We start from the raw sequence: 13,471 nt of genomic DNA on the forward strand, positions 1-13,471 counted from the left end.
TCCGCTTGCAGGCTGGAGTCCTGGATCGGCAGTCTGATCCGGTCGGCGATCGGCCCGTTCCTGCACGATGCTTTTCACGGTTGCTACCGTTTCGTCGAAACCCGGCTGCAGAGCCTTCCGCACATCGGCATCGGTGAAGTACCAACGTCCGGCCGGGCCAGACCGAACGGTGGCGGCTCCTTTTCGCTCCTGCCGGCGCGCATTGCCAGCCGAGCGACCTGCCGTCCGCGCGAATTCGCCAGTGGGATACGTCCCGACCATCATTGCCGGCAATGGTCAACAGCGGACAAGAAACACACACCAGGTCGCCTCTCCTCAGCCGAAGACCCGGAAGCCGGCCCAGGCGTCGGCGGCGAGTTGTCGCAGCCGGACGCCGTGCCGGGCGGCGGTTCGGCGGAACAGCTTGCCGAGCCCGGGTTTTGGTTCCGGGTTGCGGACCGTGAAGACCTCCTGGGCGAAGTCGCACAGCAGCCGCGGGTACTGCCGCTGGACCCGGTCGGAGAGGACCAGGTGCGGGGCGCCCTGCAGGTTCTTGTGGTCGGTCAGCACGAAGTTGTCCTCCAGCCGCTTGCGGTAGCCGGCCAGCCGGGTGGGGTCGCCCGCGGCGATGGCTTCGGCGGCGGTCCGGCCCGCGGCCAGGCCGGAGCCGATGGCGAAGTTGACGCCCTCCAGCCAGATTCCCGCCGCCAGGCACATCGCGGCCGCGTCCCCGGCGACCAGCAGGCCGTCCGCGGTGAGGGGCGGCATGCTGCGGTAGCCGCCCTCCGGGATCAGGTGTGCGGAGTACTCCTTCAGCTCCGCGCCGCGCAGGTAGGGCGCAATCGCCGGGTGAGCCTTGAGGTCCGCGAGGACTTCCTCGGGGCGTCGGCCGGACTTGGCCAGGCCGGTGAGCGACAGCACCACGCCGACGCTGATGGTGTCGCGGTTGGTGTAGAGGAAGCCGCCGCCGGGGATTTCTCCGGTGCAGCCGACGATTTCGAAGTCCGTGCCCTCGTCTCCGTTGAGCCCGAAGCGCTCTTCGATCGTTCTCCTCGGCAGGGAAAGGGTTTCCTTCACGCCGAGGGTTTGGTGTTCGGGGTCCGTTCGCGGAAGCAGCCCGGCTTGCTTCGCCAGGAACGAGTTGACGCCGTCGCAGGCGACGACGAGTTGCGCCCGGATGTCGCCGTCGGGGCGGTCGGTGCGGACGCCGACCACGCGTCCGGAGGCGTCGCGCAGCAGCTCGGTGGCGACGGTGGAGGTCACCAGCCGCGCACCGGCGTCCACTGCTTTGCCCGCCAGCCATGCGTCGAAGTCCGCGCGGTAGGTCGTCATGCCGTTGTACGGCGCGCTTCCCCAGTCCTGCGTGCGGAAGTCGACGGTGAGGGCTTGGGTGGGGGTCATCATCATGGTGCTGCGGCGGGTGACCCACCGCTGGACCGGCACGTCTTCCCACCAGCGGGGCAGGACCTCGTCGAGCACCCGGCCGTAGACGACACCGCCGTAGACGTTCTTCGCGCCGGGGAACGGGCCGCGTTCCAGGAGGATCACGCTGCGCCCCGCCCGGGCCAGCTCCAACGCCGCGGCCGAACCGGCCGGGCCCGCCCCGGCCACCACGGCGTCCACACTGGACTGTTCAGCCATCGGCGGCTCCGTTCAGTCGGCGCGCCAGTTCGCGCAGGACTTCGGGCGCGTCGGCGACGATGCCCAGGTCGGCCATCGCGGTCATCGGGCACGACGGGTCGGTGTTCACGCTGACCACGTGCGCCGGTCGGCCCAGGCCGCCGACGTGCTGCGTCGCTCCGGAGACGCCGAAGGCGACGTAGAGGTCGGGGTCGACGACGACGCCGGTGGTGCCGATCTGGCGATCGTGCCCGGCCCAGCCCGCGTCGGTGATCACCCGGGTCGCGCCGGCGGAGGCTCCGAGCGCGGCGGCCACCTCGGTCAGGGTGCGCATCACCGCCGCGCCGTCCTCGCCCGGTCGCACCAGCCCGGCTCCGCCGCCGAGGATCCGCTTGGCCTCGGACAGTTCGACGGTTTCGGGCTCCGGTTCGAGGATCTCGACGACCTCTGCGTCGAGCACGTCCGGCAGGGTGATGGTCAGCTCGACCGGATCCGGGGCCGCCACCGGTCGCGGCGTGCCGCGCACGCCCGGGATGAGGGTGACAACGGCCGGTTCGTCGAGGGCGACCGGGACTTCCAGCGAATCGTCCAGCCTGGACAGATCGACGTGCTTCGGGGTGCACCGGGTCGCGCCGGCGAACAGCGGTCGTTCGCTCTGGAAGGCAAGGCGGGCGGCGATGTCGCGGCCGTCGGGCGAGGCCGGTAGCACCACGACGTCGACCGCTTCGAGCAGCGGCGCCAGCGCTGCGGCCAGCGCTCCGGGCGCGATCCTCGGAGCCTCGGCCGTCCAAATGCGCTGCGCCGCCGTGAAAGCGCTAGCCGCCTCCGGTGTTCCGGTGCCGGCCACGAGGACCGCGCCGCCGCATTCGGCCGCCGCTTCGTCGGCGCCGCCGGGCAGCGTCCCGTCGCGGACGATCACGACCGCGAGCATTTCCGGCAGTACATTCACAGGCCCACCGCCACTCGATGTCCTTCGACGACCGCGGCGTGCGCGCGACGCGGCGTGATGCAGTCGCCGACCCGGTGCGCCGGGAACGGGGCTTCCTTCAGCTCGTGCCACAGGGCGTCGTCCGGGGTCTGGTGTGCCGCGCACACGACCCAGTCGAAGCGGGCCTCGGTCATCTCCCCGGTGGTGTGCTTGAGGATTTGCAGCGCGACGCCGTCCGACTCGGCCGATGCCGACATCACGACCTCGTCGGTGCGCTGCTCGATGCCTTTCGCATGTGCACGGACGTTGAAGGTCTCCAGGTCCAGGGTCACGCCGAGGTCCTGGCAGACCACCATGCCCGGCGTGGAGATCTGGACCCGGCAGCCGCGGTCGGCCAGCAGCTCGGCGACCGAGGCCGCCTGGTGGAACCCCAGGTCGTCGACGACCAGCACGTCGCCCGCCGGGGCCGCGCGGCCTTCCAGGACATCGCGGACGTCGACGATCCGGTCGAGGCCGCCGGCCCAGTGCACCGGCTGCGGCCGGGCCCCGGTCGCGAGCACGACCACGTCCGGATGCTCGTCGCGAAGCATCTCCGCCGTCGCCGCGACACCGGTCTTGACGTCCACGCCGTATCGCTCGCATTCCGCGCGCAGGTTCCGGACCACGTCTAGGAATTCGGCGCGGCTGGGCACCGTCGCGGCGACGGCGACCTGCCCGCCGGTCGCCTGTTCCCGCTCGAACAGCGTCACGTGGTGGCCCCGCTCGGCCGCGGTCGACGCGGCTTGCAGGCCCGCCGGTCCGCCCCCGACGACGAGTACCCGCTTGCGCGCCCGGGGTATCGGCAGCGCCACGGATTCCTTACCGGTCCGCGGGTTCTCGATGCAGCCGAGCCAGCGGTTCAGGCCCATCCGCCCGACGCATTCCTGGTTGCAGGACAAGCAGGTCCGGATGTCGCTCGCGTGCCCGGAGCGGGCCTTGGCCGCGAAGTCCGGGTCCGCGATCTGGCCGCGCACGACGCCGATCAGGTCGCAGTGGCCCTCTTCGAGCGCGTGCTCGGCCTGCAGCGGGTCCTTGATCCGCCCCACGCCCACCACGGGCAGCCGCACGGCGCGGCGGATGGCGTTGGAGATGAACAGCGCGTAGCCCGGCGGGATCGCCATCGACGCCTCGATCATGTAGAGCGTCGAGGTGGCCACGCCGATGGAGGTGTTGATGTAGTCGACCTTGCCGGTGGCCTCCACCATGCGAGCGACCTCGACCGCCTCGTCGATGGTGGTGCCGCCCTCGATCAGCTCGTCGCCGCACAACCGCACGCCCAGCGCCCGGTCGGGACCGAGCGCCTCGCGCACTGCGTCGATGATCTCCAGCAGGATTCGTGCGCGGTTGACCAGCGTTCCGCCGTAGGCGTCGGTGCGCTTGTTCGTCGCCGGGGAGAGGAAACCGCGCACGATCGACGAGTGCGAGCACTGCAGCTCGACGCCGTCGAATCCGCCCTCCGCGCAGTGCCCGGCGACGGTGCCGTACCCGGCTACGACCTCGGCTATCTCGCGGGAGTCGATCGCCTTGGGCACCTCGCGAAACATCGGGTCCGGCACGGCGGAGGGGGCCCACACCGGCAGCCTGGAGTACATCGAGGACGCCTGGCCGCCGTTGTGGTTGAGCTGGGCGAAGATCGGAACGCCGTGGGCGTGGACCGCTTCGGTGAGCCGGCGGTAGCCGGGCACGACCGACCGGTGGAAGCCGTGGATCAGCTTCTCGTACGGCCAGTCCGTCGGGTGCGTCGAATGTTCCTCGGTGATCACCAGGCCGGCGCCACCGGCGGCGCGCGCCGCGTAGTAGGCGGCGTGCTGCTCGCTGGGCAGGCCGTCTTCGGCGTAGTTCGTCAGGTGCGCCGAGAACACGATGCGGTTGCGCACGGTCACCGGGCCGATCCGCAGCGGCGAGAACAGGTAGCGGCTCATCTCACCCCTCCCCCGACCAGCGCGGCGATGTCGCGCGCCGCACGGCGTCCTTCCAGGATCGCCTCGTGGATGGTCCTGGGCGCCACGCAGTCGCCGGCCCGCGGCCACTCCGCCAGCTGCGGGTTCGGCAGCCGGTGTCCGCAGTGGATCAGTGTCGCGCACGGCAGGGTTCGGCGCTGGGCGGTGAAGGTGTCCTCCAGGACCAAGTGATCGGGATGGACCTCCCGCAGTAGCGAGCGCTTCTCCAGCCGGACCCCGGCGCGTTGCAACCGCCCGTTGGCGTCGGCCAGGTCGCCGGTCAGGGCCAGTTGCGTGCCCACGACCTGGTCCTGCGTGACGATCGCCGTCTCCCGCCCCTGCCCGGCCAGCAGCTCGGCGACTCCGACCCCGACCGCGTCCCCGACCGGGTCGAACACCACCACCGGCCCAGCCGCCGGGGAGCGTCCGCCGAGCAGGTCCACGACGTCGACGACCGCGCCGCCGAGGACCTCGTACGCGCGGGGTCCGGGGACCGATCCGGTGGCGACCAGCACTTCCCGGTCGGTGTCCAGGTCGGCTTCGGTGATCTCGATGCCGAGCATGACGCGCACGCCGAGCCGGCGCACCTCCGCCTCCAGCCAGTCCACGAGCCCGCGCAGCCGACCGCGCCCGCCGACCTCCGCCGCCAGCGACGCCGTGCCGCCGAGCCGATCGGAGCGCTCGACGATCTCGACGCCATGCCCGCCCTCGGCCAGCACCCTCGCTGCTTCCATACCGGCAGGCCCGCCGCCGACGACCAGCACGTTACGCGGCGGCCCGGCCACGCTGCCGCTTTCTCCCTCGTGCCCGCTGAAGGGCTCGCCGATGCACGAGACGACCGGGTTGCGGTTGTCCCGGACGCGGCACTTCTGGTTGCACAGCACGCAGGGCCGGACCCGGTCCGCATGCCCGGCGCGGACCAGCTCGACCAGCCTCGGGTCGGCGATCTGCGCCCGGGTCATCTCGACCAGATCCGCGACACCGCCGTCCAGTGCTTGCTGCGCCTGCTGGTGCTCGACGACGTTGCCCTGCAGCACCACCAACGCTCGTGAGTGTTCGTTCCGGTTCTTAACGGATTTTTCACTCACGACCGACCGGATCTGGCGGCACAGGTCGATGTTGAAGCCCGGCTCGGTGTGCAGGTCGGGCCGCGTCGCCGAGGTCCCCATCGCGGATCCGCGCACCACCACGAGGTAGTCGATCCGGTCCAGCACGGCCTCGACGATCCCGGCGGCCTGCTCCGGGGTGATTCCCGCCCAGGGCGCGAGTTCGTCGCAGGACAGCCTCAGCCCCACGACGCGGTCACCGACCGTGCGGCGAACGGCAGCCAGAACATCGCTCAACAGCCGTGTTTTGTCCTCGCCGTAGGCGTCGTCGCGCTGGTTGGTCAGCCCGGACAGGAACTGGCGGAGCAGCGAGTACTGGCCCGCCTCGATCTCGACGCCGTCCAACCCGGCCTGCACGGCCGATTCCGCCGCGGCGGCGAAACCCGCGACGAGGTCGTCGATCTCGCCCTGCTCCATCTCCATCGGCATCTCGCGGCTGGCCACGTCCGGCACCCGCGACGGCGCCCACAGCGCGCTCTGCGAGAACGCCGAAGCTCCCTGCGAGCCGGAGTGCCCGAGACCGGCGAGCACCACCGCGCCGTGCGGCCGGCAGGCCTCGGCGACAGCCGCCCACCCCTGGCCGCACTCCGCGGCGAGCGGTGCGCGCTCGTAGGGCCAGTCGGAGGCGTGCACGCTGGCGGTCTCGGTGACGATCACGCCTGCACCGCCGGCCGCCCGCGCCGCGTAGTAGGCCACATGCCGGTCGGAAATGCCGCGGCCACGGCCCAGATTCGTCTCGTGCGGCCCGAACAGCACCCGCGACGGGGCCGGCACCGCGCCCAGCCGGACGCAGTCGGTCAGTCTCACGACTGGCTCGTCAGCGGGCTGGAGTCGCACGGCTTGGCCGGCACCGATGGCATGCCCAGTCCGACCCGCCGCCGCGACGACCGGGAATGGTCCCGCGACGCCTTCGGCAACCCCGAACGGTCCACAACGGACAGTGCGGTCTGCCCGTGCCCCTTCACGCACTCCGGGTCGGGGCCGTCCAACGGCAGGCCGGTGAAGAACTTGGCCGCCATGCAGCCGCCCTGGCACGCGTCGAACTCCGAGCACGACTGACACGCACCGCCGGACTGCGGCTGCCGCAGCTCGGTGAACAGCTCAGATTCCCGCCACACCCGGGCGAATCCGCCGACATCGCGCACGTTTCCGGCCTTGAACTCGTCGTGGATCGCGAACGGGCACGCGTACACATCACCCACCGGGTCGATCAGGCACACCACCCGACCGGCGCCGCACAGGTTCAAACCCGGCAGCGGCGTCGACCCCAGGGCGTTCAAGTGGAAGAACGAGTCCCCGGTGAGCACCTGCTCGCCGTGCTCGACCAGCCACGAGTAGATCTCGCGCTGCTGCGCGTCCGTCGGATGCAGCTCGTCCCACACGTCCGCGCCGCGCCCCGACGGGCGCAGCCGGGTGATCCGCAGCTGCGCGCCGGACCGGTCGGCGATGGCCTTGAAATCGTCCAGTTGCGACACGTTCTGCCGGGTCATGACCACCGAGATCTTGAAGTCCCGCATGCCCGCCGCCGACAGGTTATCCAGCGCGCGCATCGCCATGTCGAACGACCCGGGACCGCGCACGGCGTCGTTCACCCCGCGCGTCGCGCCGTCCAGGGAGATCTGCACGTCCACGTAGTCGGTGGCCGCGAGCTGCCGGGCGCGCTCGGCGTCGATGCGCAGCCCGTTGGTGGAGAACTTCACACCTACCTGGTGGTCGATGGCGTAGTCCAGCAGTTCCCAGAAGTCCGGGCGCACCGTCGGCTCGCCGCCGCCGACGTTGACGTAGAAGACCTGCATCCGCTGCAACTCGTCGATCACGGCCTTCATCTCGGCTGTGCTCAGCTCGCGCGGATCCCGCCGCCCGGACGACGAAAGGCAGTGCTCACAAGCCAGGTTGCAGGCATAGGTCCACTCCCAGGTCAAGCAGATCGGGGCGGCCAGCCCGCCCTTGAACTGCTCCACCAGCGACGGCACGGGCGCCGGTTGCACAGCAGTCATCTTCGACTCCACGGGTTCGACGGACTCGGGTCGGGTGCGGAAGCGTCGATTTCGCGCGAAATCGACGCTTCCGGTGCAGGGGCGGTGGCGATTTCGCGCGAAATCGCCACCGCTCATCGGGGCCGGATCATGTCCGTAGCCGCCAGCGAGGACAGCGCCCGCCGGAACTGCGCCCGGCGCTCCGCCGGGACGTCCAGCAGGGCGTCCTCGACGCTGGCGTGCTCGGCGAGCCCGCGCACCAGGTCCACCAGCTCGGGAACCTTCAGGAACGACAGCTTGCGGTTGCCGAAGTGGTACGCGAGCGCCCCGAACGGCTCGGGGCGCAACGCGACCTGCGGGTTCAGCCGGTAACCGCGACTCGGATCGAATTCCGCTGCACCGGCCACCGCTAGTAGACCCCGCACATCCCGTCGATCGAGACCTCTTCGACCAGCAGGTCCTCTTCGACCGCCGGCTCCGCTGCGGCAGTGCCCATCTCGTGCTGTTCATCAGCCATGCGATGCTCCTCGTCGATGAGGGCCGAACCGAGTCGGCCGCCCTGGCCACTTCGGCTACCATATTTGCACCGAGTGCATTTTGAAAGACCTGGAGATGCATCCTTTGGGGCACAACACCATTGGCGCAGCCCACCGCCCCGGTGGTCGACGGAAGGTGACCACCGCCGCCGAGCTGGAGCAGGTCGCGTTCGAACTCTTCGACGAACACGGCTTCGAGAACACCACCGTCGCCGACATCGCCCGCGCGGCGGGCATCGCTCGGCGGACGTTCTTCCACTACTTCCCGTCGAAGAACGACGTCCCGTGGGGCGACTTCGACGGTGAACTGGACCGGATGCGCGCGGACTTCCACGCCGCGCCGCCGGAAACCCCGCTGATGGACGCGATCCGCCACTGCCTGGTCGAGTTCAACCGGGTCGCCCCGGAGCAGGTTCCGGCGCACCGCCACCGGATGCAGCTCATCCTCGGGGTGCCCGCCTTGCAGGCCCACTCGACGCTGCGGTTCCAGGCCTGGCGGCAGGTCATCGCCGAATTCGTCGGCGAACGCCTCGGCCAGCCCGAGGACAACCTCACGCCGCAGGCCATCGCCCACGCCACGCTCGGCGTCGCCATCGCCGCCTACGAACAGTGGCTCGGCAGAACCGATTCCGAACTCACCGAACTGCTCGACACCGCGATGCGCGAACTGGCCGCAGCATTCGGGCGGCCGGACGCCCAGTGACGTCCGGCCGCCCCGCATCGGCCCGGATCAGTAGTCGCTGCCTTCTCCCGCTTGAACGCGACCGGGTCGACCGCGACCACGTAGCGCGCGCCGCCGCGGGACCCTGCGCGGCGTGATGCCGACGCCGCCGATGCCCGTGGTCGCCCTCCTTGAAACCGGAGACGCCGGGGTCATATCCCACTCATCGTCGAATGGCGTTCAAGTCACGTATGGCTTCCCGAGCATGGAAATACCGGGTGACGCAGTCGAGGGGCGATCCCCTGAGCCTGCCGGACCTCGAACTCGTTGCGACGAAAGGCATTTTCAGCGCGCGATGTTGCGGACGACCAGGACCGGGCAGGGCGAGTGGTGGATCAGCTTGTGGCTGGTCGAGCCCAGGTGGGCACCGGCGACGCCGCCGCGGCCGCGCGCGCCCACCACCACGAGCTGCGCAGCCGCCGCGCGGGCGAGCAGCTCCGCGGTCGGTGATTCGCGGCCGACGAACCGCAGCACCTCGACGTCGGGGAACCGCTCCCCCCAGCCCGCCAGGACCTCGGCGACGTACCGCTCCTCGTTCTCGCTGACCTCCTGCTCGGGCAGCCGGGTGCGCAGCCACTTGAGATCGATCCCGACCACTTCCCAGGTGTGCACGACGTGCAGCGGCACAGCCCGGGAGGCGGCCACCGCGAAGGCGTGCTCCAGCACGGGGTCTGCCGACGCGGCGTCGTCCACCCCGGCCACGACCGGGCCGGTCACCGGGAAGCGCAGCGGCTCACCGACATCCGGCACGACCGCCACCGCGCAGTGCGCGTGCGCGGCCACCTTCAGCGCGACGGCACCGGCGAGCAGGCCGGTGAAGCCGCCGAAACCGCGATCACCCACCACCAAGAGCCCGGTGCGCTCGGACTCCGCGATCAGCACCTTCTCCGCCGTGCCCGGCACGGACGCGGCTGCGACGGACACCTCCGGCGCCTGCTCGCGCGCGCTCTCGACGGCGGCGTCCAGCCAGTGCGCGACCTCGCTGCGGACGGGCGCCGGGTCAGCTTCGCCCAGCACGGGTTGGGCGGTCGCGTCCGCGTAGACGATTCGGAGATCGACCCCGCGCCGCGCCGCCTCCCACGCCGCCCAGCGGGCCGCGTTCCGCGCGACCGCCGAACCGTCGACGCCCACGATCACTGGACTGCCGCTCATGCCCGCCTCCCCGGTGCTGTCCGCATCACAGCACCAGGGTGGTCCAGCCCGCCCGGACCCGCTCGCCGGAACTCAGCGGGTCGGCATGCGCCCGGCGACGAGCAGCTCGGTGTTGCGGTCGGCGAGCTCGCCGAGCTGCGCGACGTCGGTGTGCGGGTCGTTGAAGGACAGCTCGCGGTACATGGCCGTTCGGCCGTTTGGTCGAAAACGCAAAGCCTCATAGCGGCACGAACGGTCCGTTCGCTTCAACCAACACATTCCGGAACACGCTCTGCAGCGGCCAAGAGCACGATCGGTACCTGGCTGGCGGAACCGGGATCAGGCGTGGTCGGTGATGTCGAGCGCGGTGGGGTCACCCAGCAGATGCCCGGCGAGCTCGCCGAGTCGATGCGCTGGCGATGCGCAGCCTCGTCGACTACCCCCTGGCCCACCTGCTGAACAAGGCCCTCACAGAACGCGCACCAGAGGTCTGAAGCGAACGGACCGTTCGCGCCACCTAGTGTCCTGCACCGGAAATTCATGGTCGAAATGGCTATACTGCGGGAATGGCGAGGACTGGGCGGCCGAAGGCTGAGTTGGTGCTGACCGACGATGAGCGTTCGACGTTGCAGCGTTGGGCTCGGCGGGCGAAGAGTTCGCAGGCTTTGGCGTTGCGGTGTCGGATTGTGCTGGCATGCGCCGATGGTTTGTCCAATGTGGATGTCGCCGAGCAGTTGCGGGTGGCGCGGCCGACGGTGGGCAAGTGGCGGTCGCGGTTTGTCCAGCGACGACTGAAGGGGTTGGTCGACGAGGATCGCCCAGGCGCGCCGCGGAAGATCACCGACGAACAGGTGGAGAAGGTGGTCGTCTCGACGTTGGAAGAGAAACCGAACAACGCGACGCATTGGTCGCGTACATCGATGGCGAAGCGTTCCGGGCTGAGTAAATCGACCGTGGGACGGATCTGGAAAGCGTTCAACCTTAAACCCCACTTGGCCGACACATTCAAGCTCTCTACCGATCCGCAGTTCATCGAGAAGGTCCGTAACGTCGTCGGCCTGTATATGAACCCGCCCGAGAACGCAGTGGTGCTATGCACCGATGAGAAATCCCAGGTGCAAGCACTGGAGAGGTCCCAGCCGGTGTTGCCGATGATGCCCGGCATGCCCGAACGCCGCACCCACGACTACGTCCGTCACGGCGTCACCAGCCTGTTCGCCGCCTTCGACATCGCCACCGGCAAGGTCATCTCCTCGCTGCACCGCCGGCACCGCTCGGTCGAGTTCCGCAAATTTCTCACCAAGATCGACAAGACCGTACCGGCGGAGTTAGGCGTCCATGTCATTTGTGACAACTACGCCACCCACAAAACTGAGATCATCCAGAAATGGCTAGCGAAGCATCCTCGATTCCAAATCCACTTCATCCCGACCGGATCGTCCTGGATCAACCAGGTCGAACGCTGGTTCGGCGAATTGACCACCAAACTCCTGCAACGCGGCGTGCACACCAGCGTCCAGGCACTCGAGGCCGATATCCGCAACTGGATCGACGAGTGGAACAACGATCCCCGGCCGTTCATCTGGACGAAGAGCGCTGATGAGATCTTGGAGTCACTCCGATCATATTGTCAACGAATCTCCGGCGCAGGACACTAGGAGCCTGTTGCAAAATTACGCCCACCACGGACCGTGATCGATCGATCACGGCTGAGATGGCCACTGGCGGACAAACGGCGGCGATCGAGACTGATTTGGTACTTCGGTTCAGCCGTTTTCGCCGAAAACGCAACAGGCTCCTAGTGAGGCGAACAGGCCGTTCGCTTCAGCTTGCCGTGCGGGCGATCTCGGCGCGGACGCCGAGCAGGCGGACCGGGCGGTCCAGCGGGAACCGGCCGAGTGCGGTCTGGGCGGCGCGCTCGATGGCGTCGGCTTCGCGGGTGGGGGCCGGGAGCGACACTCCGTGGGTGTGGGTGGCGAAGCGGGAATCGCGCACCTTCACCACGACCCTGCGGGCCAGGGCGTCCTCGACTGCCAGGTCATCGGCGACGACGCGCGACAGGCGGGTGATCTCCGAGCGCATCTCGGCTTCGTCGCAGAGGTCCTTCTGGAAGGTGACCTCACGGCCGTGCGAGCGCGCCTGGTAGGGCTCGTCGGTGACCGGCGTCGAGTCATAGCCGTGCGCGAGCGCGACGAGCCAGGGCCCGATGTTGGGGCCGAATTCGCCCACGAGGTCGGCCATCGCGGTCCGCGCCAGGTCGCCGACGGTGGCGATGCCGCGCGCCGCGAGCTTCTTCGCCGTCTTCGCCCCGACGCCCCACAACGCGTCCGTCGGACGCGACGCCATCACCTCGACCCAGTTGGACACGTCCAGCCGGAACACCCCGGCGGGTTTGGCCAACCCGGAGGCCAGTTTCGCGCGGAGCTTGTTGTCGCCGATGCCCACCGAGCACGCCAGGGCGGTGCGTTCCCGCACGTGCCGCTGCACCGATCGCGCGGTGAACTCGGCGTCCTCGGTGTCGACCAGCATGAACGCCTCGTCCCACCCCGCGACCTCCAGGATGCCGCCGACCTCCCGCAGCGCCGCCATCACGTCGGCGGACGCGACGAGGTAGGTCTCGCGGTCGGCGGGCAGGAACACCGCCTCCGGGCAACGGGCTGCCGCAGTGCGCAGTGGTGTCCCGGAGCGGACCCCGAACTCCCGCGCCTCGTAGGACGCCCCGGCCACCACGCCGCGCTCCTTCGGGTCGCCGGACCCGCCGACGAGCACCGGCCGTCCCCGCAGCTCGGGATGTCGCAGCAGCTCGACCGCGACGATGAACTGATCGAGATCCACGTGCAGCACGACCCGTTCCACGCTGCCAGCATCGACGGATTTCACGAATTCCGCCAGAGCGGCTCGCCGACGGACCCGAACCACGTGTCCGGCGCGACCATCCGCTTCGGACACCGTGCTTCGGTAACAGCCGGGTGCGTGACACTGGTGGGGTGAGCAAACGAAGCGCCGGCATCCTGCTGTTCAAGATCGAGGACGGATCACCGCAGGTCCTCGTCGTGCACCCGGGCGGTCCGTTCTGGAAGAAGAAGGACGCCGGGGCATGGTCCATCCCCAAGGGCGAGCACGAGCCGGACGAGGACGCGCTGGCCGCGGCCACCCGCGAGTTCGCCGAGGAGACCGGCATGCCGTTGACCGACCGCGAGCTCTCGCCGCTCGGCGAGGTGAAGCAGCGCAACGGCAAACTTGTGACGGCCTGGGCCGTCGAGGGCGATTTCGATGCGAAAGCCCTGCGCAGCAACGAGTTCGAGATGGAGTGGCCGCCGAAGTCGGGCCGCCGCCAGAGCTTCCCGGAGGTCGACCGCGCCCTGTGGTGCGACCCGGGAACCGCCCGCGAGAAGCTCAACCCTGCCCAAGCCGAGTTCGTCGACCGACTGCTCGACCTGCTGCGCGCCTCCGGCCGCCTGCCATGAGAACTGCGTTGACGACGGGCTTCGGCGT

At 69.7% G+C, this 13,471-nt stretch carries 12 protein-coding genes; 3 read left to right on the forward strand and 9 right to left on the reverse strand.

From position 1 onward, the window contains the following. Positions 1-315 precede the first annotated feature (315 nt). From DL519_RS18955 to mftA, 7 genes are all read right to left on the reverse strand, one after another. Complete coding sequence (locus DL519_RS18955; RefSeq protein ID WP_190816739.1) at positions 316-1,620, reverse strand: FAD-dependent oxidoreductase; 1,305 nt, start codon at positions 1,618-1,620, stop codon at positions 316-318. Beyond that, positions 1,613-2,548 carry a mycofactocin-associated electron transfer flavoprotein alpha subunit gene (locus DL519_RS18960; RefSeq protein WP_190816741.1) on the reverse strand — a complete coding sequence of 312 codons (936 nt, stop codon included), beginning with the start codon at positions 2,546-2,548 and terminating at the stop codon, positions 1,613-1,615. The genes DL519_RS18955 and DL519_RS18960 overlap by 8 nt, the downstream gene beginning before the upstream one ends. Then, positions 2,545-4,488 (reverse strand): mycofactocin system FadH/OYE family oxidoreductase 2, encoded by a 1,944-nt coding sequence (locus tag DL519_RS18965; RefSeq protein ID WP_190816742.1) that lies wholly within the window; start codon positions 4,486-4,488, stop codon positions 2,545-2,547. The genes DL519_RS18960 and DL519_RS18965 overlap by 4 nt, the downstream gene beginning before the upstream one ends. Then, entirely contained in the window at positions 4,485-6,419 is a 1,935-nt protein-coding gene (locus DL519_RS18970) for a mycofactocin system FadH/OYE family oxidoreductase 1 (RefSeq protein WP_190816744.1), read from the reverse strand. Before DL519_RS18970 ends, DL519_RS18965 begins: the two co-directional genes overlap by 4 nt. Beyond that, on the reverse strand, positions 6,416-7,609 hold the full coding sequence (gene mftC / locus DL519_RS18975; protein ID WP_190816747.1) for a mycofactocin radical SAM maturase: 1,194 nt from the start codon (positions 7,607-7,609) through the stop codon (positions 6,416-6,418). Before mftC ends, DL519_RS18970 begins: the two co-directional genes overlap by 4 nt. A gap of 113 nt (positions 7,610-7,722) precedes the next feature. Further along, positions 7,723-7,995, reverse strand: a complete 273-nt coding sequence (mftB, locus tag DL519_RS18980; protein ID WP_223839251.1) for a mycofactocin biosynthesis chaperone MftB — start codon at positions 7,993-7,995, stop codon at positions 7,723-7,725. A 2-nt stretch (positions 7,996-7,997) separates the two neighbouring features. Further along, positions 7,998-8,105 (reverse strand): mycofactocin precursor MftA, encoded by a 108-nt coding sequence (gene mftA, locus DL519_RS18985; RefSeq protein WP_190816751.1) that lies wholly within the window; start codon positions 8,103-8,105, stop codon positions 7,998-8,000. Positions 8,106-8,260: 155 nt separating this feature from the next. Here mftA and mftR point away from each other — a divergent pair, with 155 nt between their 5' ends. After that, positions 8,261-8,827 carry a mycofactocin system transcriptional regulator gene (mftR, locus tag DL519_RS18990; protein ID WP_263399668.1) on the forward strand — a complete coding sequence of 189 codons (567 nt, stop codon included), beginning with the start codon at positions 8,261-8,263 and terminating at the stop codon, positions 8,825-8,827. 303 nt (positions 8,828-9,130) lie between these two features. On the opposite strand, the gene DL519_RS18995 is transcribed toward mftR, so the two are convergent. Next, positions 9,131-9,997 (reverse strand): universal stress protein, encoded by an 867-nt coding sequence (locus DL519_RS18995; protein WP_190816755.1) that lies wholly within the window; start codon positions 9,995-9,997, stop codon positions 9,131-9,133. A gap of 545 nt (positions 9,998-10,542) precedes the next feature. On the opposite strand from DL519_RS18995, the gene DL519_RS19000 reads away from it, so the two are divergent. Beyond that, on the forward strand, positions 10,543-11,634 hold the full coding sequence (locus tag DL519_RS19000; protein WP_190816757.1) for an IS630 family transposase: 1,092 nt from the start codon (positions 10,543-10,545) through the stop codon (positions 11,632-11,634). Between the two features lie 166 nt (positions 11,635-11,800). Here DL519_RS19000 and DL519_RS19005 read toward each other — a convergent pair whose 3' ends face one another. Then, a complete protein-coding gene (locus tag DL519_RS19005; RefSeq protein ID WP_190824066.1) occupies positions 11,801-12,832 on the reverse strand; it encodes a DNA polymerase IV in 1,032 nt (343 codons plus the stop codon). Between the two features lie 131 nt (positions 12,833-12,963). On the opposite strand from DL519_RS19005, the gene DL519_RS19010 reads away from it, so the two are divergent. After that, on the forward strand, positions 12,964-13,443 hold the full coding sequence (locus tag DL519_RS19010; protein ID WP_190816759.1) for an NUDIX domain-containing protein: 480 nt from the start codon (positions 12,964-12,966) through the stop codon (positions 13,441-13,443). Positions 13,444-13,471: the final 28 nt, after the last annotated feature.

It is taken from the genome of Saccharopolyspora pogona (genome assembly GCF_014697215.1).
GTDB lineage: Bacteria > Actinomycetota > Actinomycetes > Mycobacteriales > Pseudonocardiaceae > Saccharopolyspora > Saccharopolyspora hattusasensis.